Origin of the sequence: Arthrobacter sp. 9MFCol3.1 (assembly GCF_000620385.1) — a bacterium.
GTDB lineage: Bacteria > Actinomycetota > Actinomycetes > Actinomycetales > Micrococcaceae > Arthrobacter.
Window position 1 is genome coordinate 129359 of the sequence record NZ_JIBJ01000008.1, and the last position, 19733, is coordinate 149091.

At 68.8% G+C, this 19733-nt stretch carries 18 protein-coding genes; 8 read left to right on the top strand and 10 right to left on the bottom strand.

Annotated features, from left to right (window positions below):
* Together C560_RS0110410 and C560_RS0110415 are read right to left on the bottom strand one after the other, a co-directional pair.
* Window positions 1-2163, bottom strand: coding sequence for an elongation factor G-like protein EF-G2 (locus C560_RS0110410; protein ID WP_026538167.1), 2163 nt, complete (start codon window positions 2161-2163; stop codon window positions 1-3).
* Between the two features lie 91 nt (window positions 2164-2254).
* A complete protein-coding gene (locus tag C560_RS0110415) occupies window positions 2255-2653 on the bottom strand; it encodes a hypothetical protein (protein WP_026538168.1) in 399 nt (132 codons plus the stop codon).
* 659 nt (window positions 2654-3312) lie between these two features.
* Between C560_RS0110415 and C560_RS0110420 the strand changes: the two genes are divergently transcribed.
* The 4 genes from C560_RS0110420 to C560_RS0110435 all read left to right on the top strand — a co-directional run bounded on the left by C560_RS0110420 (window position 3313) and on the right by C560_RS0110435 (window position 6524).
* Window positions 3313-3765, top strand: coding sequence for a hypothetical protein (locus tag C560_RS0110420; protein WP_026538169.1), 453 nt, complete (start codon window positions 3313-3315; stop codon window positions 3763-3765).
* Window positions 3766-3902: 137 nt separating this feature from the next.
* The gene (locus C560_RS0110425) at window positions 3903-4736 is read left to right on the top strand and encodes a COG1470 family protein (RefSeq protein ID WP_026538170.1); all 834 of its coding nucleotides are present in this window, start codon (window positions 3903-3905) and stop codon (window positions 4734-4736) included.
* A 1-nt stretch (window position 4737) separates the two neighbouring features.
* Entirely contained in the window at window positions 4738-5247 is a 510-nt protein-coding gene (locus C560_RS0110430) for a hypothetical protein (RefSeq protein WP_231494315.1), read from the top strand.
* On the top strand, window positions 5244-6524 hold the full coding sequence (locus tag C560_RS0110435) for a hypothetical protein (RefSeq protein ID WP_026538172.1): 1281 nt from the start codon (window positions 5244-5246) through the stop codon (window positions 6522-6524). Before C560_RS0110430 ends, C560_RS0110435 begins: the two co-directional genes overlap by 4 nt.
* Window positions 6525-6628: 104 nt before the next feature.
* Here C560_RS0110435 and C560_RS0110440 read toward each other — a convergent pair whose 3' ends face one another.
* The 6 genes from C560_RS0110440 to C560_RS0110465 all read right to left on the bottom strand — a co-directional run bounded on the left by C560_RS0110440 (window position 6629) and on the right by C560_RS0110465 (window position 12586).
* Window positions 6629-7051 (bottom strand): heat shock protein transcriptional repressor HspR, encoded by a 423-nt coding sequence (locus C560_RS0110440; RefSeq protein ID WP_018774085.1) that lies wholly within the window; start codon window positions 7049-7051, stop codon window positions 6629-6631.
* Between the two features lie 15 nt (window positions 7052-7066).
* Entirely contained in the window at window positions 7067-8050 is a 984-nt protein-coding gene (locus C560_RS0110445) for a DnaJ C-terminal domain-containing protein (protein ID WP_026538173.1), read from the bottom strand.
* A gap of 267 nt (window positions 8051-8317) precedes the next feature.
* On the bottom strand, window positions 8318-8995 hold the full coding sequence (locus C560_RS0110450; RefSeq protein ID WP_026538174.1) for a nucleotide exchange factor GrpE: 678 nt from the start codon (window positions 8993-8995) through the stop codon (window positions 8318-8320).
* Window positions 8996-8997: 2 nt separating this feature from the next.
* Window positions 8998-10860, bottom strand: coding sequence for a molecular chaperone DnaK (dnaK, locus tag C560_RS0110455; RefSeq protein ID WP_018774082.1), 1863 nt, complete (start codon window positions 10858-10860; stop codon window positions 8998-9000).
* A 339-nt stretch (window positions 10861-11199) separates the two neighbouring features.
* A complete protein-coding gene (locus C560_RS21555; RefSeq protein WP_043422928.1) occupies window positions 11200-11697 on the bottom strand; it encodes a hypothetical protein in 498 nt (165 codons plus the stop codon).
* Between the two features lie 91 nt (window positions 11698-11788).
* Entirely contained in the window at window positions 11789-12586 is a 798-nt protein-coding gene (locus C560_RS0110465; protein ID WP_442853154.1) for a TetR/AcrR family transcriptional regulator, read from the bottom strand.
* 123 nt (window positions 12587-12709) lie between these two features.
* Here C560_RS0110465 and C560_RS0110470 point away from each other — a divergent pair, with 123 nt between their 5' ends.
* Complete coding sequence (locus C560_RS0110470) at window positions 12710-13672, top strand: NAD-dependent epimerase/dehydratase family protein (RefSeq protein ID WP_026538176.1); 963 nt, start codon at window positions 12710-12712, stop codon at window positions 13670-13672.
* Window positions 13673-13711: 39 nt separating this feature from the next.
* Here C560_RS0110470 and C560_RS0110475 read toward each other — a convergent pair whose 3' ends face one another.
* Complete coding sequence (locus C560_RS0110475) at window positions 13712-15934, bottom strand: MMPL family transporter (RefSeq protein WP_026538177.1); 2223 nt, start codon at window positions 15932-15934, stop codon at window positions 13712-13714.
* A gap of 230 nt (window positions 15935-16164) precedes the next feature.
* Here C560_RS0110475 and C560_RS0110480 point away from each other — a divergent pair, with 230 nt between their 5' ends.
* A complete protein-coding gene (locus tag C560_RS0110480; protein ID WP_026538178.1) occupies window positions 16165-16743 on the top strand; it encodes a MarR family winged helix-turn-helix transcriptional regulator in 579 nt (192 codons plus the stop codon).
* 42 nt (window positions 16744-16785) lie between these two features.
* Here the strand turns inward: C560_RS0110480 and C560_RS21560 are convergent, their stop codons facing one another.
* Window positions 16786-18147 (bottom strand): APC family permease, encoded by a 1362-nt coding sequence (locus C560_RS21560; RefSeq protein WP_231494316.1) that lies wholly within the window; start codon window positions 18145-18147, stop codon window positions 16786-16788.
* Window positions 18148-18290: 143 nt separating this feature from the next.
* On the opposite strand from C560_RS21560, the gene C560_RS0110490 reads away from it, so the two are divergent.
* Together C560_RS0110490 and C560_RS0110495 are read left to right on the top strand one after the other, a co-directional pair.
* Window positions 18291-19106, top strand: a complete 816-nt coding sequence (locus tag C560_RS0110490) for a methyltransferase domain-containing protein (protein ID WP_026538179.1) — start codon at window positions 18291-18293, stop codon at window positions 19104-19106.
* 129 nt (window positions 19107-19235) lie between these two features.
* The gene (locus C560_RS0110495; RefSeq protein ID WP_026538180.1) at window positions 19236-19688 is read left to right on the top strand and encodes a hypothetical protein; all 453 of its coding nucleotides are present in this window, start codon (window positions 19236-19238) and stop codon (window positions 19686-19688) included.
* Window positions 19689-19733: the final 45 nt, after the last annotated feature.

Genomic DNA, 19733 nt, shown 5'->3' on the forward strand with positions numbered 1-19733 from the left:
TCAGTGCAGCGCCTGCGGCACGGGTTCGTGCCGCAGGTAGCTGCGCCGGAACCGGCCGCTGCCGGCGGTCAGGGCCCGCAACTCCACCGCGTACCTCAACAGTTCCTGGTCCGGAACCTCGGCGCTGATCTCGGTGCCGTCGGCGCCGGCGGAGGTGGTCCCGGTCAGGCGTGCCCGCCGGGAGGACAAGTCGCTCATCACAGCACCCACGTGGTCCTCCGAAACGGAGATGGTCACGGACGAGACCGGTTCCAGGAACTGGATGCGGGTTGCCCCGGCCGCCTCCCGGAGGGCCAGCGCGCCGGCAGCCTGGAAGGCCGCATCGGAGGAATCCACGCTGTGCGTCTTGCCGCCGATCAGCGTCACCTTGATATCCACCACCGGGAACCCGGCCGAGACGCCCTTCTGCATCTGCGCCCGCACGCCCTTTTCCACCGAGGTGATGAACGGCCCGGGAATCACCCCGCCCACGGTCTTGTCGACAAACTCGAACCCTGCGCCGCGGTCGAGCGGTTCCACCTCGATGTCGCACACCGCGTACTGGCCGTGGCCGCCGGATTGTTTGACATAGCGCCCGTGCCCGGCGGCCGGGGCGGCAAACGTCTCCCGCAGCGGCGTGATCACCGGGACGCTCTGCAGGTTCACGCCCTGATCCCGCAGCCTGCCCAGGACGACGTCGGCGTGCGCCTCGCCCATGCACCACAGGATGAGCTGGTGGGTTTCGGAGTTGCGTTCCACCCGCAGCGTCGGGTCCCCGGCCGTGACCTTCCCCAGGTTCCTGGCCAGGGCATCCTCGTCGCCGTGCGTGGCGGCCTCGATGGCAACCGGCATGAGCGGGTCCGGCATGTCCCAGGCGGCCACCAGCAGCGGCAGCTCCTTGGCCGAAATCGTGTCGCCGGTCTCGGCGTTGCCCAGCTTGGTCAGCGCGCAGATATCCCCCGCAACGCAGAACGGCACCGGCCGCAGTCCTGATCCCAGCGGGGAGTACAGGTGGGTGACCCGCTCGTCGCTGTCGTGGTCCTCGTGGCCGCGGTCCGCCATTCCGCGGCCGCCAACATGGATCGCGGCGTCCTCCCGCACCGCGCCGGAGAAGACGCGCACCAGGCAGACGCGGCCAAGGAACGGGTCGATCGTCGTACGGACCACTTCACCGAGCAGCGGGCCGTCGGGGTGGCAGCCGAGCTCGCCGGCTGCCACCCCGTCGAGGTCCGTCGCTGCGGGGACGCCGCGCTCCGCCGGCGTCGGAAACGCGCGCACCAGGACCTCGAGCAGTTCCGCGAGGCCGAGCCCGGACTCCGCCGACGTTGGCAGCACCGGGTGGAACGACCCGCGGGCCACGGCCGTCTCAAGATCGGCGATCAGGACATCGGGGGCGATTTCCTCGCCTCCGAGGTAGCGGTCCATGAGTGACTCGTCTTCGCTCTCGGCAATGATCCCCTCGATAAGCGCGCCGCGTGCGGACTCCGCCGCGGCAAGTTCGACGCCGGTCGCGGCCCGGGTGGCCGGAACCGGTTCCCCCGTACCGTAGTCGGAGACCATCCCGGACAACAGTCCCAGCAGCCCGGTGGCGGCACCGTCCGCGGGGACCGGCAAATACAGCGGAACAATGGCGTCGCCAAATGCCAGGCGGCAGCGGGCGACGGCGGCGTCAAAATCCGCGCGCGGATGGTCCAGGCGGCTGATGACCACAGCCCGGGGCATCCCGAGCCGCTGGCACTCGCTCCAGAGCGCAGTGGTCGCTGCATCGACGTCGTCGGTGGCCGAGACGACAAACAGCACCGCATCCGCCGCACGGAGCCCTGCCCGCAGTTCGCCGATGAAATCCGTATAGCCCGGAGTGTCCAGCAGGTTCACCTTGATGTCCCCCACCATCACCGGCACGACCGCCAGCGCCACAGAGCGCTGCTGCGCGATGGCGGAAGGATCCGAGTCGCTCACCGTGGTGCCTTCGGCGATGGAGCCCTTGCGGGTGATGGCTCCGGTTGCGGCAAGCAGCGCCTCGGTGAGCATCGTTTTTCCGGAACCGGAATGCCCCACGAGTGCCACATTGCGGACCTTGTCCGGCTGCTCCGGCGGCGCGACGCCGTTGGCGTCCGCCCGCCGGAGGTCAGATGTACCCCGGACCGGTCCCCTTGACGGCGTCTTGGCGCCTTTCGACGGCATGAGAACCTCCCGGCGTCGCATCCACTCGTGCCCCGCAGGGCCTTGTGTTAAGGATTGGACACCCTGGGACGCCCGGACAGCAAGGCCTTTTTCAGGCCGTGGCCGGAGCAACCAGGGACCCGGAGGCTGCCCGGTTCCGGAGCCATCGGCCCAGGGCCTTGCCTTTGCCCTTCCACCAGCTGTCTTCGTCGCTGCCATGGTGCCACCGGAAGATCACAGCGACCAAGATGAACATCCCGGCGGCGACCTCGGGCCAAGAGCCGGAGGCGGCGTCGAGGAGCACGCTGAACGCCATGACCAGGATGGAAGGCAGCGCAAGTGTCCGGAACCAGGTGTTGGCGACGTACCGGCTGCGGGACCGCGGCACGGAGACCGCGCGGACGAAGTCGAAGCACAGGCAGACGACCACGAGGGCCTGCCCCAGGGACATCAGGATGTGCCCTGGCAGGGAGCCGGCAAACAGGGCGGCGGCCTGGAGCCCCGGGCTCACGGCGCGCGCCTCAGAGTAGCCGGCCGCGAAGAATCGGCAGTGGACGGATCTAGCTCGGCTGAATCATGCATGCGATGCCCCCCGGCGTCTACGCTGCTCCTGCGCTGGCTCAGCGCTCTGGCTTCCCGTGGGAGCTGTGAGCGTGTCACGCCAACCTTTTCTGACATTCCAATTCAACGCGCGACCCGGGCATGAAGTCACGCAAATCAGGTACCCGACTATCGAATGGCCGGTTACCTGTTTGCGTTCCGGTGTACTCAGTTCGCTCCTGTGGCTACTTGCCGGGCGTATTCGCCCTACAGCCTGCCGGCGGGCTGTTCGCGCAAAAAGCAGACTACTTGCTCCGTCGTTCCTGGCCTGGCCCGACTGCCCGGCACCAGCCGCAGGCAGGTAGTTTCGCCCCAATAACTACTCCGAAGTGCTTCCGGGCGGGTGTTTTCCGGCCGGATTCCAGAGGCTCTCCGCGCCGGAACACGAGTACTTTCCTCCGAGGCACGTAGTTCGGGAGCCAAAAGACGAGTACAACTACGCGTTGTCCCGTCCGCAGTTCGCCGCAACGATTGGGCCATCGATTCAGCGCGGCAACCGCAGGATTGGGGGAATGCGGCTCCGGCCTGATGACTCCTGTCCGGGTGCCACCCACACAAGGAGTCTCACAAATGCGCAAGCTCACCAAGAAGAGCAAGGTCATCGCCGTTGCAGCCTCGGTCGCCCTCGTGGCCGTCGGCGGCGGCACTGCCTACGCCTACTGGACCACCACAGGCAGCGGCACCGGTACGGCTGCCAACTCCGCCGGTGGCGGCACCGTGACCCTGCACGCCAGCTTCGCGGCCGGCCTGGCCCCGGGCAACTCGGTGCCCGTGACGTACACGGCCGACAACAGCACCACCACCGGCACGGTCGTCGGCGCCCTCAGTGCAAGCGTGACCACCAGCGTGCCCGAATGCCTGCCGGCATGGTTCACGGTCAGCGCCGCAACAACGAACACGCCCGTGGCAGCGAACAGCACGGGCACCCAGGTGGGGTCGGGAACGTTGGAGTTCCTCAACAGCACCGCCAACCAGGATGCCTGCAAGTCGGCCGTCGTCACGGTCACCGTCGGCAGCGTGTAGCTGGTGCCCCCGGGGGCCGGACGCACGGCCCCCGGGGCGGCCTTCGGGCCATCACGACAAACACCGCGCAACAACGCATCAGCAACCGTCGACACCCACCACCCGGGCAAAGCTGCCGGGTCCAAGGAGGATAGGGAATGCAGCATCCACTGCGGTTCGTCCGGCTCGCCAGGGAGAATGCGGGCCTCGCCGGCCGCGTCCTCATCATTGGCCTGTTGGCCATCTTCCTGCCCGCGGGCACGCTCTACGCGGCGGGGCAGCAGTCGGCCCCGCAAAAGCCAGGAATCCTGGTGCAGATCACACCGTCCACCAGGAACGTGGACCAGGGGCAGGCCACGAGCTATTCCGCGACCGTCAGCTCCACCGGCGGGTTTGCCGGCACGGTCGTGCTGGCTGTCACCGGCCTCCCCTCGGGGGCAACATCCGGTGTGGCGCCGTCGTCCGTCAAGCTGACGGCCGGGAGCACCGCCCAGCTGAGCATGAACGTATCCACGGCATCCAGCACCGCCGCTGGAGACTACGAGCTGACCCTGACGGGCCAGAGCGGGGCGGTCCAGTCGGCCGCCGTAAAGACCCAGTTGCGGGTCAAGGCGCCCCTGCGCGTGTTCGGACTCTCGGGCGATGTGTCCGGCTTGCTGGCGCCGGGTACGAGCCGGTCCATGGACTTAGGATTCACCAACCCGGACAAGGGCATCGACGTCAGCAACCTGACTGTCTCGATCACGGGTGTGATCCGCACGGCGAAGGCGATCGCGGCCAACCTGCCCTGCACGGCGCAGGACTATGCCGTGGTGCAGTACAGCGGGCGCTATCCGTTGACGGTTCCGTCCGGCAGCAGCTCGCTCTCACAACTTGGTGTCCCGTCCGCCCAATGGCCCCGGATCGCCATGCTCGACACTCCTCGCCTGCAGGACGGCTGCAAGGGCGCAGTCCTCCAGTTGGCCTACTCGGGATCAGGGCAGGGAAACTGACATGCACTCCACACGCTCCATGCTGCGCGGCACCAGAGTCGCCGGAACCGCCTCCGCCGCTGCCGCCGCGCTCTGCCTGCTGGCCGGCGGGGGCACGGCCTACGCCTATTGGGCCACCGCCGGCGCAGGTTCCGGCGCCGCAGCCGCCGCAACGATGAATGCTGTCACTGTCGATGCGTTTGTAGCGGGCGACTCGAACCGGACCAGCCTGGTCCCGGGCGGCACGGCGGACGTGATCCTCCGGAGCAGCAACCCCAACGCGTTCGCGGTCAGGATCCACGCGGTGGTCTCCGCCGGGCCGGTCACGGCCGATGCCGCCCATGCCGGATGCACCACCACCGGGGTTTCCTTCACGGCCCCCGCTGCCCCACTGGCACCAGCCGTCACCATTCCGGCGAACTCTTCCCTGCTGGTGACCCTGCCCGGCGCGGCAAGCATGTCCAGCCAGTCCCAGTCCGCCTGCCAGGGCGCGACCTTCAGGGTTCCCGTCACTGTGGAGGCACGACGATGAGTCACCGCAACAACCGCCGGGCTGGCGGGCGCATCCGGAGCCGCGTTGCCGTCATCGTTGCCGGCGCCGCCCTCCTCTCATGGGCCGGTCCGGGAGCCAACGCCTTCTGGACTGCTTCCTCCATTGGGGGCACCGCGGCGGCCGCCGCAGACGCCGTGGCCGCCGGCGCAACGCCGTCGACGTCGGTGTCCGCGGGCAATGTCACGCTGGCGTGGAACGCGAGCACCACCCTGGCCGGCCGTCCCGTCACCGGTTACACGGTGGCGCGCTATTCCTCCGCCTCGGGAGGCACGAAGATCCCCGCCGGGGGAAGCTGCGCGGCCCAACCTATCGCCGGGCTGGGCTGCACGGACCAGGGCGTCCCGACCGGCACCTGGTACTACACGGTCACCCCGGTGCTCGCACAGTGGACAGGAACCGAAAGCGCCCGGAGCGCCGGAGCCGCCGTAGACACCACCCCGCCGGGCGCCCCTGGGATCAGCGTCCCCCCCTTCGTCAACACGGGCAACGTCACTGCGGTCCCGGTCAGCGGCACCACCGAGCCCGGGGCATCCATTGCCCTGACCATCACGGACGCCGGCGCCGCGCACACCGTCACGAAAACAGTGACCGCGAACAGCTCCGGGGCCTGGAACACCACCCTCAGCCTGACAGGGCTGGACGCCGGAACGATAACCTACCGCGCCGTCGCCACCGACACCGCGGGCAACCCGGGCACGGTGCCTGGCATCGCGACCTCGACCAAGGACGTCACCGCCCCCACGGTGACAGCGGTAGCGCTGGCCGACAGCGCGGGCCCCGGAAAAGATGACGGCTTGATGGAGCCCAATGACACTGCCACCATTACGTTCTCGGAAGCCCTGGACGCCTCAACAATCTGCAGCGACTGGGCTGCCGGTGCCAGCGGCACCCTGAAGGGGAACAACGACGTGACGGTCACCATCAGCTCCCGCAACGTCCTGACGGTCGCAGTGAATAGCTCGGCCTGCGCGACGTCGAGAATCGGCACGGTCGGGCTGGGGGCTGGCACCGCCTACGGACCGGCGACGGGGACGGCAACGTACAAAGGCAACGGATCGAACGCCTCCACAGTCAGCTGGGATGCGAGCACCAAAAAGCTCACCATCACGCTCGGAGCCCTGGTCCAGGGCACACCCAACGGAACGGAACAGCTCGCGGCGGCCCCGTCCTACACGCCGCCGGACGGGATGAAGGACCGCGCCGGCAACTCTCTCGCCATAACCCCATTCACCAGCCCCACCACGTCACGCTTCTAACGGCCCCCACGGCAGCACCGCCGGACGCAACAACAGCCGTGCCCGGGACCAGTGGTCCCGGGCACAGCTGTATGTACTAGCCGATGAGTCTTAGCCGATGAGTTTTAGTCCATGCCCCGCGGCCGCCACACCACCAGCGCCTGCGACCGCGCCTGCGGACGCTTGCCGCGGGCCAAGCTGACGACGTCGCCGGCAGTTCCTGCGGCGAAGATCCGCGAATCGGCCCCCTGGCGACGCCGGCCCAGTTCCTCAGTCAGTTCGCTGACCCGGCGCTGCAGGGCGGCCACCTGGTTCTCCAGCTGCAGGATCCGCTTGATGCCCTCCAGCGATACCCCCTCCTGGGAGAGCCGCTGGACTTCGCGGAGCATGTTCACATCCCGCTGCGAGTAACGCCTCGACTTGCCCGGGGCACGGCTGGGCGAGACGATGCCCAGCCGGTCGTACTGGCGCAGTGTCTGCGGGTGCATGTCCGCCAGCTCCGCGGCAACGGAGATGACGAAGATCGGCTGGTCGAAGTCGATGGCCATGGCTGGATCCCGTTCCTAGAGCCGGGCCTTGGCTGCCAGGCCCGCGCGGACGTCCTCATTGGCGGTGGCCGCGGCGAAGGCCTTCACGGCCTCCTCCGCTTCCTTGTTCAGCTTCCGCGGAACAGCGACGTCGATTGTCACCAGCAGATCGCCCGTTGCCTTGGCGTGTTTGACGCCGCGGCCCTTGACGCGCAGCGTCCTGCCCGAGGGCGTGCCCGCGGGGACCCTGACCTTGACCTTGTCACCGTCGATCGTCGGAACCTCGATGTCCGCGCCCAGGGCCGCCTCGGGGAAGGAGACCGGAACGTGGATCCGGAGGTTGTCGCCGTCGCGGATGTAGAACTCGTGCGGCTTCACCGAGACGGTGACCATGAGGTCGCCGTTGCCGGCGGGAGCGTGCTGGCCCTTGCCGCGGACGCGGACCTTCTGTCCGTCCTTGATGCCGGCCGGGATACGGACGTCGATGACCTCGCCGTCCGGTTCGCGCAGGCCGATCGTGGTGCCGCGGATTGACCCGGCGAATGAGATCGAGGTGGACGCGGTCCGGTCGGCCCCCTTCTGCGGAGCCCGCTGGAAGGACTGGCCGCCGCCACCGAATCCGCCGCCGCCGAAGAGATCAGCGAACTCGGGCGGAATGCCGCCCGCCGTGCTGTAGCCGCCGGAATGGCGGCCCCCACCGCCGGTAAAGAGTCCGCCGAAGAGGTCCTCGAAGCCTGCTCCGCCGGCAGCCCCGCCGCTTCCGCCGGGGGCAAAGCGTGCGCCGCCGCCCATGGCCCGGATGGCGTCGTACTGCTGGCGCTCATCGGGATCCGAGAGCACGGAATAGGCCTCAGAGATGTCCTTGAACTTCTTCTCCGAGGCGACGTTCCCCGCGTTGGTGTCCGGGTGGTGCTGCCGGGCAAGTTTGCGGTAGGCCTTCTTGATGTCGGCGTCGGAAGCGTCCTTGGCAACACCAAGGATCTTATAGAAGTCCTTGTCCACCCAGTCCTGGCTAGCCAATGGCGTTTCCTTTCAAAAGTCGTGCAGAGTGCGCTTCGCAGATGATGGGCCCCCGCCCCTTCGCGTGGTGGCTTGGTCCTGACGGACCAAGCCACCACGCTCCGGCAGGCCCGATGCCACTCCCGGGGCCCATCATCTGCTTCGCGCTGTTTCTCAACTCACTTTAGGCGAGCAACACGCTGGCGCGGAGGCCGGATAGGGGGCGGCGGTGTGGAGGGCACCGCGAAGCGGGCACCGCCCCCTATCCGGCGGAGCGCCAGAGGCAACCTACGCCGGTACCGCCACGATCACCTGGGCCGCGCGGAGGACGCGGTCGCCGGACTTGTAGCCCGAGCGGAGCACCTGGCTGACGGTGTCGATTTCGATGTCCGTGCCCGGCTGCTGGATGAGGGCCTCGTGGATGGTCGGATCGAACTCCACGCCGGTCTCGTCGATGCGGACCAGTCCGTACGTCTTCAGCGCAGCCTCCAGCTTGGCGGCGATCGCGGCGAACGGGCCGTCCGCGAGGTCGCCGTGCTGGCGGGCGGCGTCGACGTCGTCCAGTACCGGCAGCAGTGCGTTCAGGACGCCGATGACGGCCATCTCCCCCGCCACGGCCCGGTCGCGCTCGACCCGCTTGCGGTAGTTGACGTACTCGGCCTGCAGGCGGCGGAGGTCATTCCTGAGCTCCTCCGCCTCGGCGGCGGGAGCGCCCTGGGCTACAGATTCCGCGGCGGGCACCTCAACACTGTTGAGGATGTCCTCCGCCTGGGACAGGGCATCCCCGGAGCCGGAGTCCGCCGGGGCGGCAGCGCGCTCCTGGTCAGGGTGGCGGGCCTGGCCGGTCTTCGGATCAACCTTGCGGTTGTCGTGGATCACCGGCTTCTGCGGGTCGTTCTCTTGCTCGTTTCCGCGGCTCGGGTTCCCGGAAGAACCGTGCTCTTCTTCGTTACCGTGGTGCGGCATGATTACTTCTTCTCGTCTTCGTCAACGATTTCGGCGTCGACGATGTCCTCGTCGGAGCCGGCTGCCGGCTCGCCTGCGGGGGCACCCTGAGCACCGGCGTGGCCGTCGGGGGAACCGGCCTGGGCGTAGATGGCTTCGCCGAGCTTGGTCTGGGAAGCCTGCAGCTTCTCGAACGCGGTCTTCACGGCGGCGTCATCGGTGCCTTCGAGGGCCTTCTTGAGGGCGTCGACGTCGGCCTTGACCTCGGTCTTGACCTCTTCGGGCAGCTTGTCGGCGTTGTCAGCGATCAGCTTGTCCACGGAGTAGGCGAGCTGCTCGGCCGTGTTGCGGGTGTCGGTTGCCTCGCGGCGGGCCTTGTCCTCGGCTGCGTGCTCTTCGGCGTCGCGGACCATGCGGTCGATGTCTTCCTTGGACAGCGCGGTGCCGCCGGTGATGGTCATGGACTGTTCCTTGCCGGTGCCCTTGTCCTTCGCCGAAACGTGCACGATGCCGTTGGCGTCGATGTCGAAGGTGACCTCGACCTGCGGAACGCCGCGGGGGGCCGGCGCGATGCCGGTCAGCTCGAACGTGCCCAGCGGCTTGTTGTCGCGGGTGAACTCACGCTCGCCCTGGAAGACCTGGATGGCCACGGACGGCTGGTTGTCATCCGCGGTGGTGAAGGTCTCGCTCCGCTTGGTGGGGATGGCGGTGTTGCGCTCGATCAGGTGCGTCATGATGCCGCCCTTGGTTTCGATGCCAAGGGACAACGGGGTGACGTCGATCAGGAGCACGTCCTTGCGCTCACCCTTGAGGACACCGGCCTGCAGGGCTGCGCCGACGGCGACGACCTCATCGGGGTTGACGCCCTTGTTGGGCTCCTTGCCGCCGGCCAGTTCCTTGACGAGGTCGTAGACGGCCGGCATGCGGGTGGAGCCGCCGACGAGCACGATGTGGTCAATCTCGGAGAGCTTGATGCCGGCTTCCTTGATGACGTCCTGGAACGGCTTCTTGGTGCGGTCCAGCAGGTCCTTGGTGAGGTCCTGGAACTTGGCGCGGGTCAGCTGCTCGTCCAGGTGGACCGGGCCGTCGGGGGTGACGGACAGGTACTGGAGGGAAACGTTGGTGCTGGAGGAGGAGGAGAGTTCCTTCTTGGCCTGCTCCGCGGCTTCGCGGAGACGCTGCAGGGCAATCTTGTCCTTCGTGAGGTCGATGCCCTTGACCTTGAGCTGGTTCAGCAGGTATTCCACGACGCGCTGGTCCCAGTCGTCGCCGCCGAGGTGGTTGTCACCGGCGGTGGCGCGGACCTGGATGGTGGAGAAGTTGTCCTCATCCTTGCCGACCTCGAGGAGGGAGACGTCGAAGGTTCCGCCACCCAGGTCGAAGACCAGGATGAGTTCGTCTTCCTTGCCCTTATCCAGGCCGTAGGCCAGGGCGGCCGCGGTGGGCTCGTTGACGATGCGCAGGACGTTCAGGCCGGCGATTTCTCCGGCTTCCTTGGTGGCCTGGCGCTGTGCGTCGTTGAAGTAGGCCGGCACGGTGACGACGGCGTCGGTGACCTTTTCACCAAGGTAGGACTCGGCGTCGTTCTTGAGCTTCATGAGGATACGGGCGGAAATTTCCTGCGCCGTGTACTTCTTGTCGTCAATGGCGACGGTCCAGTCAGTGCCCATGTGGCGCTTGACGGACGCGATGGTGCGGTCAATGTTGTTGACGGCCTGGCGCTTGGCGATCTCGCCGACCAGGACCTCGCCGGACTTGGAGAAGGCAACAACCGACGGCGTGGTGCGGCCACCCTCGGCGTTGGCAATTACGGTGGGCTCGCCACCTTCGAGAACGGAGACGACGGAGTTAGTGGTTCCGAGGTCGATACCTACTGCACGTGACATGGATTGCTTCCTTACTTCCTTGGAATCTTGCGGAGATGGCCGCGGACCCGCAGTGGCTCTCACCGCAACCGGTCCGACCGTTATTGAGCGATCTACACTCAACTTTACCCAGAGGCGGACATAAGTCAATTCAAAGTTGAGCGAGGTTGACTCAACTTTGTTTTCCCGCCCGGGCCGCGGCGACTCATCGCCGCCTAAATCCCCCGGATTCCAGCCCTTCCAGCGCCTCCCGGGCAGCGTTTCGCCCTGCGCGAACCTGCACCGTGGGCACCGGCGCGCAGACCCGGGCAGGGGACCAGCCGGCGCCCGCGCCGGCTGGTCCCGCCGTTTTCCTAGGCGTTAGTTGTCGTCCCGAGCGGCGTCGCCGTCGGCAGGCTCTCCCGTAGCCGGCCGGGCGGATCCCTCGGGACGGGACGTACCGGCGCTCCCGTAGTCGCCTTCGGGGTATTCACCTTCCTCGGCGACGTCGGCCGACTCACCGGCGACGCTGGCGGGCTCACCGGCGACGCTGGCGGGCTCAGCGGAGACCCCGCCCTCGCCGTAGTCGCCCTCGGGATAGTCGCCTTCCACGTCGCCGACGACGGCTGCTCCGGCCACGCCGGCCTCGCCGTAGTCCCCCGCCGCGTACTCCCCCTCGACGGCCGTGGGCGGGACTTGGCCCGCCGCGCCGGCGGAGCCGTAGTCGCCCTCGACATACTGCCCCTCGGGCGCCGCGGCCTCTGCTTCACGTTCCGCGGGACCGGCATCGACGTTCCGGGGCGCTGCTTTTCCGGGGACGTTCTCTTCAGGCGTGCTCTCAGCAGGCCTGTTCTCTTCAGGCCTGTTCTCTTCAGACATGGATGGATCCTTCCTGGACGCATCTGGCGCGCCCGTGCGGGCGCAGGGGCAGTCTATCGAGCGCCACGGCGGGGCAACAGGGGAAGCTCGCTTACGGGGCAGTACCGGCCGCCGGCAGCCCCGCGACGTCGGCCAGCACCGCGAGATGGTGACCGAAGAGCTCCTCCGGGGCAGTGAATGTGCCGGCGCCGTACTGGCCGAAAACTTCGAAGCTGACGGCGCCGAAGAGTGCGGTCCAGGCGAGCGCGCCGCGGGCCAGGAGGTCATCCGGCACCGCCAGGCCGAACTCGGCGCGGATCTTCGCCAGGTCCCCGGCCAGTCCGGCGGCCACGGCAGGGCCCGGCCGGCCGGCCGCGGCCAGCCGCCCGGCCCGGAAGGCGCCGTCGAGGATGCCGATGAGGGCCGTAATCACCCTGGTTCCCGGGCCGGTGGTCCGCTCCGCCGGGGCCTGGTAACCGGGCACCGGACTGCCAAAGAGCAGGGCGTAGCGCGATGGCTCGTGCAGCGCCCAGTCCCGCACCGCGCCCCCCAGCGCCGCGAAGCGCCCGCCGAAGTCATCCTCCGGCACGGCCCCGACGGCGGCATCCACCGCGTCGCCGAGGTCGTTGTACGCATCAATCAGCAGAAGGGTCAGCAGCTCCTCGCGGCTCTCCACGTAACGGTATACCGCCGACGAGACGACGCCGAGATCACGGGCCACGGCACGGAGGGACAGCGCGGCGGCCCCGTGCAGCGCCAGATGCTCCCGGCCCAGCCGGACAATATCGGCGACGGTCTGCGCCCGGGCACGCTCGCGTGGGGTGCGCGGCCGCATAGCCGCGGCGGCCGCTCCGGCCTGGCTGGCTGCAGCGCCCGCGCCTATCGCGCCCGCAGTCCTGTCCTCTGGCATGAGTCCAGCATTCCACATACAAGAGCACTGTCAACAAATGTGAGCACCGCTCTTGACTTGTTGGACCCGGCGTCACATCCTGAATGGGAGAGCACTGCTCTCGATAGTTCAAAGGAGATCGGAATGTCCCAACCTGCAGCCTCCGGGCACCAATCGTCCAGGCTCTATGTCGTCACAGGGGCCGGCCCGGTGGGCTGGACCGTCACGGAACAGCTGGCTGCGGCGGGCCACCGGGTGCGCCTCCTGACGAGGTCCGGCAGCGGACCAGCCCACCCGCTGGTGGAAAAACTGTCCATCGACGTTTCCGACCCCGCCCGGCTCGGCGAGGCCTTCCGGGGCGCCGCGGCCGTTTTTCACTGCATCCACGGCTCGCGGTACAACGCCGAAGTGTGGGCCAGGGAACTGCCGGACGCCGAGCTGAACGTGCTCGCTGCGGCGGGCGCGGCGGGCGCCGTCGTGGTCTTTCCGGAAAGCCTGTACTCCTACAGCACCCCGGAAAACATCATGACCGAGGACAGCCCCCGGCAGGCGCAGGGCGGCAAGCGCGGCGTCCGGACCGCGCTGCTCGCTGCCCGCGCGGCGTCCCCCACCGCTACCGTGAGCATGGTGGCCGGCGACTTCTTCGGCCCGCGGGTCCGCAACTCGCACGCCGGCGAGCGCATGGTCCGGCCCGTCGCGGCCGGCAAGCCAATGCAGGTGATCGGGCGGACGGACCAGCCGCATTCCTTCACGTACGTCCCGGACCTCGCGGCCGCCATGATTGCCGCGGCAGGCAGGGCTGAGGTGTGGAACCGGGTGTGGCATGCGCCCACCGGACCTGCGCTTACCCAGCGCGAGATCGCGGGGGCATTCGCCAAGGCGGCCGGCGCCCGGGCACCGCGGGTCACCGGCGTACCCGGGTGGGCAGTGAAGGCAATGGGCTTCTTTTCCCCGGATATGCGGGAACTGGCCGAGACCATGTACCAGTTCGAGCGCCCCTTCGTCATGGATTCCACGGCGAGCCAGGCCGCCCTGGGGCTGACACCAACCCCGCTGCATGAGGCAGCTGCCGCCACCGTCGCCTGGTGGGGTGACAGTGGACGGTGACCGGGGGACAGTGACGGCGGCCGCGGTGTTCGGTCCCGCCTAGCGGACCCCTGCCTCCTCATTTTCTGTCGGGTTTTCGGCGGACAGAGAGGACCGGTCGCCGTCGCGGGCCGCGGCTCCGCTCCCGGGCCGGCCGAGCTTGCCGGGCCACCAGAGCCGCGGGCCGATGTCGTAGGCCAGCGCGGGCACCAGCAGGGAGCGGACCAGCACCGTGTCCAGCAAGACGCCGAATGCGACGATGAAGGCGAGCTGGACCAGGAACATGATCGGAATGACGCCGAGGGCCGCGAAGGTGGCAGCCAGGACCACCCCGGCAGAGGTGATGACCCCGCCCGTCACGCCGAGGCCGCGCAGGATGCCGGCCCGGGTGCCGTGCTTGAGGGATTCCTCCCGGACCCGGCTCATCAGGAAGATGTTGTAGTCGACGCCGAGCGCCACGAGGAACACGAAGCCGAACAAGGGCACTGTTGCGTCCGCTCCGGGGAAGCCGAAGACGTTGTTGAACACGAAGGCGGAGACGCCCATCGCCGCGGCGTAGGACAGGACCACGGAGGCGACCAGCAGGACCGGCGCGAGCACCGAGCGCAGCAGCAGCATGAGGATGACCAGGATGACACCCAGGACCACCGGGATGATGGTGACGAGGTCACGCTGGGCCGTGGTGTTCGTATCCAGGGCCGTGGCTGTCACTCCGCCGACCAAAACCCCGGCGTCGATCTTCTTCAGTTCCTGGCGGAGCGATACCACGGCGTTTTCGGCGTCGGCGGAGTCGGCGGCGTGGTCCAGTGTCGCGTTGATCAGGACTTTCCCGTCCCTGACGGCCGGGGCAGCCGGCGCGCCCGGGGCGCCGGTGATGACTGGGGCGCCGCCGTCGGCCAGCAGATAGGCGTCCCCGACGCCGTCGCTGGCCTTGACCTTCGCCAGCACGTTCTGGGCCTTTGCCTCGTCGGCCACGATCACCGCTGGGCTGCCGGACCCGGCGTCGAAGTGCCGGCCCAGGGCTTCCTGGCCGTCCACGGCGTTGGAGGCGGTAAGGATGACGTCAGTCTGGGCCACGCCGTTGGCCTTGAGCTGCAGGAGGCCGGCACCGGCCACAAGGAGCAACAGGACGGAGGCGACCCAGACCGTGCGCGGCCGGCGGGCAACGAGCGATCCGGTGGCCCGCCACAGCCCCTTCTGGCCCTCCAGCCCGGTGACCAGTTCCGGCTCCCGCTGGGTTTCCGGCAGCAGCTTGGGCCGGAACGGCCAGAACGCCGCCCGGCCCAGCAGCGCCATCAGGGCCGGCAGCAGGGTCAGAGCCGCGAACAGCGCGCACAGGATGCCGGCCGCCGCCACCGGGCCGAGGGCCTTGTTGGAGTTGAGGTCGGAGAAGAGCAGGCAGAGCAGTGCGATGATCACGGTGGCGCCGGAGGCCAGGATCGGTTCCCAGGCGGCCTTCCACGCGGTGAGCGCAGCGGCCGTCCGGTCGGTGGTGTGGGTCAGGGCTTCGCGGAACCGTGCCACGTACAGCAGGGCGTAGTCGGTGGCGGCGCCGATCACCAGGATGGACAGGATGCCCTGGCTTTGGCCGTTCAGCTGGATCCAGCCGGCCTTGGCCATGCCGAATACCAGCAGGATCGCGGCGCACAGCGCGAAGACCGAGGTGAAGAGCACCATGACGGGCAGCAGCAGCGACCGGTAGACGATCAGCAGGATCAGGAACACGGCGCCGAGGGCCACGAGCAGCAGGATGCCGTCAATGCCGGCGAAGGCACTCACCAGGTCCGCTGTGAGCCCGGCCGGCCCGGTCACGAAGGTCCGCATTCCTGCCGGCGCGGACGCCTGGACCTCGTTCCGCAGTTCCTTAACTACCGTCTTCACTTCCGCCGAGGAATCGATGGGCACGACGAACTGGACCGCCTTGGCGTCCTCGGACGGGATGGGTCCGATCACCGTACTGCCGGCTTGCAGGGCCTCCAGCGTGCCCTTGAGGGCCGCGGCCTCGCGGAGCTGGGCCGGGGTGAAGGCGGAGTCGCTTTCCACCACGATCACGGCGGGGATCTCCTTGGAGTCCCTGAATTTGGCCTGCCAGTCCGCGGCTTCGGTGGCCTCGGCACCGGCGGGAAGGAATGATGCCTGGTCGTTGGATGACACCTCGCTCAGGCGGCCGAATGTCGGGCCGCCGATGCCGGCGATCGCCAGCCAGGCCAGGACGAGCACTGCGGGAACCAGCCAGCGCAGCCAGAGCGGGGCGCGCGTCGTAGCGGGCGAAGTGGTTTTCATGTTTCCTTCCAAGGGTGCGCTTCGGAGTAGGACCTGAGATAAACTCCATAGTAGACTATCTCCATCATAGAGATAAGACGGCGGCACGCGCTACCGGAGGAGAATGGGAGGACAACCGGCGTCGGGCCGCTCCGCAGACCCTGCAGTAGACTCCCGAAGGCGCCGTCGATAGCGCCGACCTGCCGCGGTCAGACCGCCGGGGCAGAATCAAGGGACGAAGGAGGTCTGCCGTGTCAGCCGAATCCCCGCACCTATCCGATAACGCAGGCCCATCCGAAGACGCGGTCCCGCCCAAGAACACAGTCCCGCCCGAAGCCGCCGGCCCGCCGCCCCTGGTCCGGCTCCTGCAGGAATTCACCCTCGAAGCCAACCGCTATGTGGACTCCGCCGGCGGCCGCAATGACATGCATCGCACAGATCTCAACGCCCTCGCCGTCATCATGCGGCACGCGGCGCGGGACCAGATTGTCACTCCAGGTGTGCTGAGGAAAGAGCTGAACCTCAGCTCCCCGGCCACTACGGCCCTGATCGACCGGCTCTACAGTTCCGGCCACGTGGTCCGTGAGCGCGAGGGCGCGGACCGCCGCCAGGTACAGCTGCGCATGACCCCCAAGGCCTACCGGGACGGCGGCGCAATGTTCCTCCCGCTGGCCCGCCACATGGGCGCAGCCATGGCGAACTTCACGCCGGAAGAACTGGAGATCGTCACCCGGTTCATGAACTCCATGATCGATGCCACCGTCCGGGCCGGAGAGGAAGCGGCCCGCGGGCCCGGGCCGGAGCAGGAGCCGGGGCAGCGCCCCGGCTGATTCGCGGCCCGTTGCGCCACGGATGGACGGCAGCGCGTTGCGTCACGGATGGGCGGCGGCCTGCGGCCGGCCACCGGGGACCGCCGCCAGTACGGGAGGCGCCGTCTCCGGCGTCGTCTCCGGTTCCGGGGTCCGGCCAAAGCGCCTGCCGACGCCGACGGCGGCCGCTGCCAGTGCCAGCGGGACCCCCAGCGCCCAGCCGCTGAAAAGCAGCACCGCCACCATGACCCCGGCCGCCACGATCACGCCGTACCAGGCCGCCGTGCGCGGCTGCAGCAGCCGGATGCCGGCAGCGAGCCCAAACGCGGTGACGGCCGTGAAACACGCCGAGGCGGCGCCGATCTGGAATTGCATGTCGGTGAGTCCGGCGATGGCCGCGGCGAAGGACAGCAGCGTCAGGACGGCCAGGGTTGCCAGGCTTCCGGCGGGCACCTGTCCCCGCCCGGCGCCGCGGGCAAGGGCGGGCGGCAGCACGCCGTCGGACGCCAGGGCGGCCCCAAGCCGGCTGGCTCCGGCCACAAAGGTGTTGATGGGGCCGAACGTCAACACGGCGGCGGCAACCGCGGTGAGCGGGGCCGCCAGTGAGCCCAACCCCTTCTCCAGCAACGCCGCGACGGGCACCGCCGTAGCGGGCAGCTCCGGGCCAAGGACGGCCACCGAGGCGGCCACAACGCCGATGTAGACCGCACCCACCACAATCAGCGTGAGCCACGTGGCCCGCCGGAGATCGCGCCCGGGATTCCGGAACTCCCCGGCAAGGTGGGAGACGGCTTCCCAGCCGGCGAAGCAGAAGAACAGCAGGCTCGCGGCGCCGCCGACCGACCAGTAGCCGTGCGGGGCGAAGGGCTGGAAATTCTCGGCTTTTGCGTGGGGCGCCGCGAGCACGACGGCGAGCGCGAGCAGTCCCACCAGCAGCACCATGAGCGCCAGCTGCACGCGGCTGGAAACCCTGATGCCGACGGCGTTGCTCGCGAATGCGGCCAACAGGATCACTGCCGCCGCGAGGACCGCGGTGTTCCTGCCGCCGCCGACCGCGTAGGCGATGTAGTTGCCGCCGATCACTGCCGTTGCCGGGGCGCCGAAGGGGATCGAAAAGTAGAAGAGGTACCCGGCCACCACCGAGGCGCGGCGCCCAAAGGCACGCTTGACGAAGTGGGCGATCCCCCCGGCGTCGGGCTGCTGGCGGCTCATCTCGGCGAAGCTGAAGGCAACCGGTATGCAGAACACCAGCAGGACGGCCCAGGCCAGGAGCGACGCCGGGCCGGCCTCCTTGGCTGCGATGGCGGGGAGCACCAGGACGCCCGAGCCGAGGATCGCCCCGACATAGATTCCGGTGGCCCGGAACAGGCCCAGTCCCTTGCCGGCGGCGCTGTTGCTGTTGCTGTTGCTGTTGTTGATCTCCACCCCTCCATTCATCCGCAGAATCCCCGGCACCGGAAGCGGCAAAACTGACGGCCAGCCGCAAAAAACTGCCTGCCGGCGCGAGCCTGCTGACCCGCAGTGGAGGGGTCCGCCCTTTTCCGGGCGCGGGAGGGTAGCGTTCCATTATGAGTGCGCAGCAGCCTGACGATGTGTACACGCACGGCCACCACGAGTCGGTGGTCCGTGCCCATGCCTCCCGTACGGCGGAAAACTCGGCAGCGTTCGTGATCCCGCATCTCACGCCCGGGACGTCCGTCCTCGACGTCGGCTGCGGGCCGGGAAGCATCACATGCGACTTCGCGGAGCTGGTGGCGCCGGGCAGGGTCACGGGCCTGGACCGCTCCCCCGACATCATCGCCCAGGCCGCGGCCCTCGCCGTCGAGCGCGGCGTGGACAATGTCAGCTTTGCCGCCGGCAACATCTACGACCTCGACTTCCCGGACGAATCCTTCGACGTCGTCCACGCCCATCAGGTCCTCCAGCACCTCACGGACCCGGTCGCGGCCCTGCGGGAGATGCGCCGGGCGGCCAAGGCCGGCGGGATCGTGGCGGTGCGCGACGCCGACTTCCACGGCATGAGCTGGTACCCGGCCATCCCCGAGCTCGACGACTGGATGGAGCTCTACCAGCGGATCGCCCGCCGCAACGGCGCCGAGCCCGACGCCGGCCGCCGCCTCGTGTCCTGGGCGCAGGCCGCCGGGTTCACGGACGTGGCGCCGTCCAGCAGCAACTGGCTCTACGCCACCGGACATGAGCGGCGCTGGCAGGCCCGGGTGTGGGGTGAGCGGGTACTGCATTCATCCTTTGCCGACCAGGCGCTCGAGTACGGCCTGGCCAGCGAGGCGGACCTGGCCCGGATATCCGCGGGCTGGCACCGGTGGGGCTCCACCGACGACGGCTGGTTCCTGATTCCCAACGGCGAGGTCATCGCCCGGGCGTGAGCGGCGGCCAGCGGTCACAGCACCGGCACAGCCTGCCGAAAGTGCAGCCATAACTCCGCGCCGGAGGCTGGGTACAGGCCGAAACCTCGGCCGGCCCGGAAGCCCGGGCCCCAGCAAAGGAGTTTCACCATGGCAAAGATCAACAAGACCACCGCGGGCATCATGCTCGCTGCGGTGATCGGCGGCGGCGCCATTGGCGCGTCGGCCATCCCCGCGATGGCTGCCGATTCCACCGGCAGCTCGTCCTCCGCCCAGGCCACCGACGGCTATGGCACCGGGGGCCAGCGCGGCCCGCACCAGGCCAACGGAAAGACGGAGGAGGTCCTCACCGGCGACACCGCCACGAAGGTCGAGGCGGCGGTAAAGGCCGCCCAGCCGGATGCGACGATCGAGCGGATGGAGACCGACGCCGACGGCGCCACCTACGAAGCCCACATCACGAAGGCGGACGGCACGCGCGCCACCGTCCTGCTGGATGCCAACTTCACGGTGACCGCAACCGAGGAAGGCCAGGGCGGACCCGGCGGCGGCCATGGCGGCCCCGGCGACACCGCCACGGATGGCTACACGTCCAACGGCTGACCCTTAGCGGGTCTTGGGCGCGCCCCGGGCACGCCCAAGACCCGT

Excerpts from the sequence above, each read along its gene's own strand:
- C560_RS0110430 (WP_231494315.1), top strand. The coding sequence starts at position 4,738 with ATGCACTCCACACGCTCCATGCTGCGCGGCACCAGAGTCGCCGGAACC.
- C560_RS0110420 (WP_026538169.1), top strand. The coding sequence starts at position 3,313 with ATGCGCAAGCTCACCAAGAAGAGCAAGGTCATCGCCGTTGCAGCCTCG.
- C560_RS0110495 (WP_026538180.1), top strand. The coding sequence starts at position 19,236 with ATGGCAAAGATCAACAAGACCACCGCGGGCATCATGCTCGCTGCGGTG.
- dnaK (WP_018774082.1), bottom strand. The coding sequence starts at position 10,860 with ATGTCACGTGCAGTAGGTATCGACCTCGGAACCACTAACTCCGTCGTC.
- C560_RS0110475 (WP_026538177.1), bottom strand. The coding sequence starts at position 15,934 with ATGAAAACCACTTCGCCCGCTACGACGCGCGCCCCGCTCTGGCTGCGC.
- C560_RS21555 (WP_043422928.1), bottom strand. The coding sequence starts at position 11,697 with ATGTCTGAAGAGAACAGGCCTGAAGAGAACAGGCCTGCTGAGAGCACG.
- C560_RS0110465 (WP_442853154.1), bottom strand. The coding sequence starts at position 12,586 with ATGCCAGAGGACAGGACTGCGGGCGCGATAGGCGCGGGCGCTGCAGCC.
- C560_RS0110450 (WP_026538174.1), bottom strand. The coding sequence starts at position 8,995 with ATGCCGCACCACGGTAACGAAGAAGAGCACGGTTCTTCCGGGAACCCG.
- C560_RS0110490 (WP_026538179.1), top strand. The coding sequence starts at position 18,291 with ATGAGTGCGCAGCAGCCTGACGATGTGTACACGCACGGCCACCACGAG.
- C560_RS0110435 (WP_026538172.1), top strand. The coding sequence starts at position 5,244 with ATGAGTCACCGCAACAACCGCCGGGCTGGCGGGCGCATCCGGAGCCGC.
- C560_RS0110425 (WP_026538170.1), top strand. The coding sequence starts at position 3,903 with ATGCAGCATCCACTGCGGTTCGTCCGGCTCGCCAGGGAGAATGCGGGC.
- C560_RS0110440 (WP_018774085.1), bottom strand. The coding sequence starts at position 7,051 with ATGGCCATCGACTTCGACCAGCCGATCTTCGTCATCTCCGTTGCCGCG.
- C560_RS0110470 (WP_026538176.1), top strand. The coding sequence starts at position 12,710 with ATGTCCCAACCTGCAGCCTCCGGGCACCAATCGTCCAGGCTCTATGTC.
- C560_RS0110410 (WP_026538167.1), bottom strand. The coding sequence starts at position 2,163 with ATGCCGTCGAAAGGCGCCAAGACGCCGTCAAGGGGACCGGTCCGGGGT.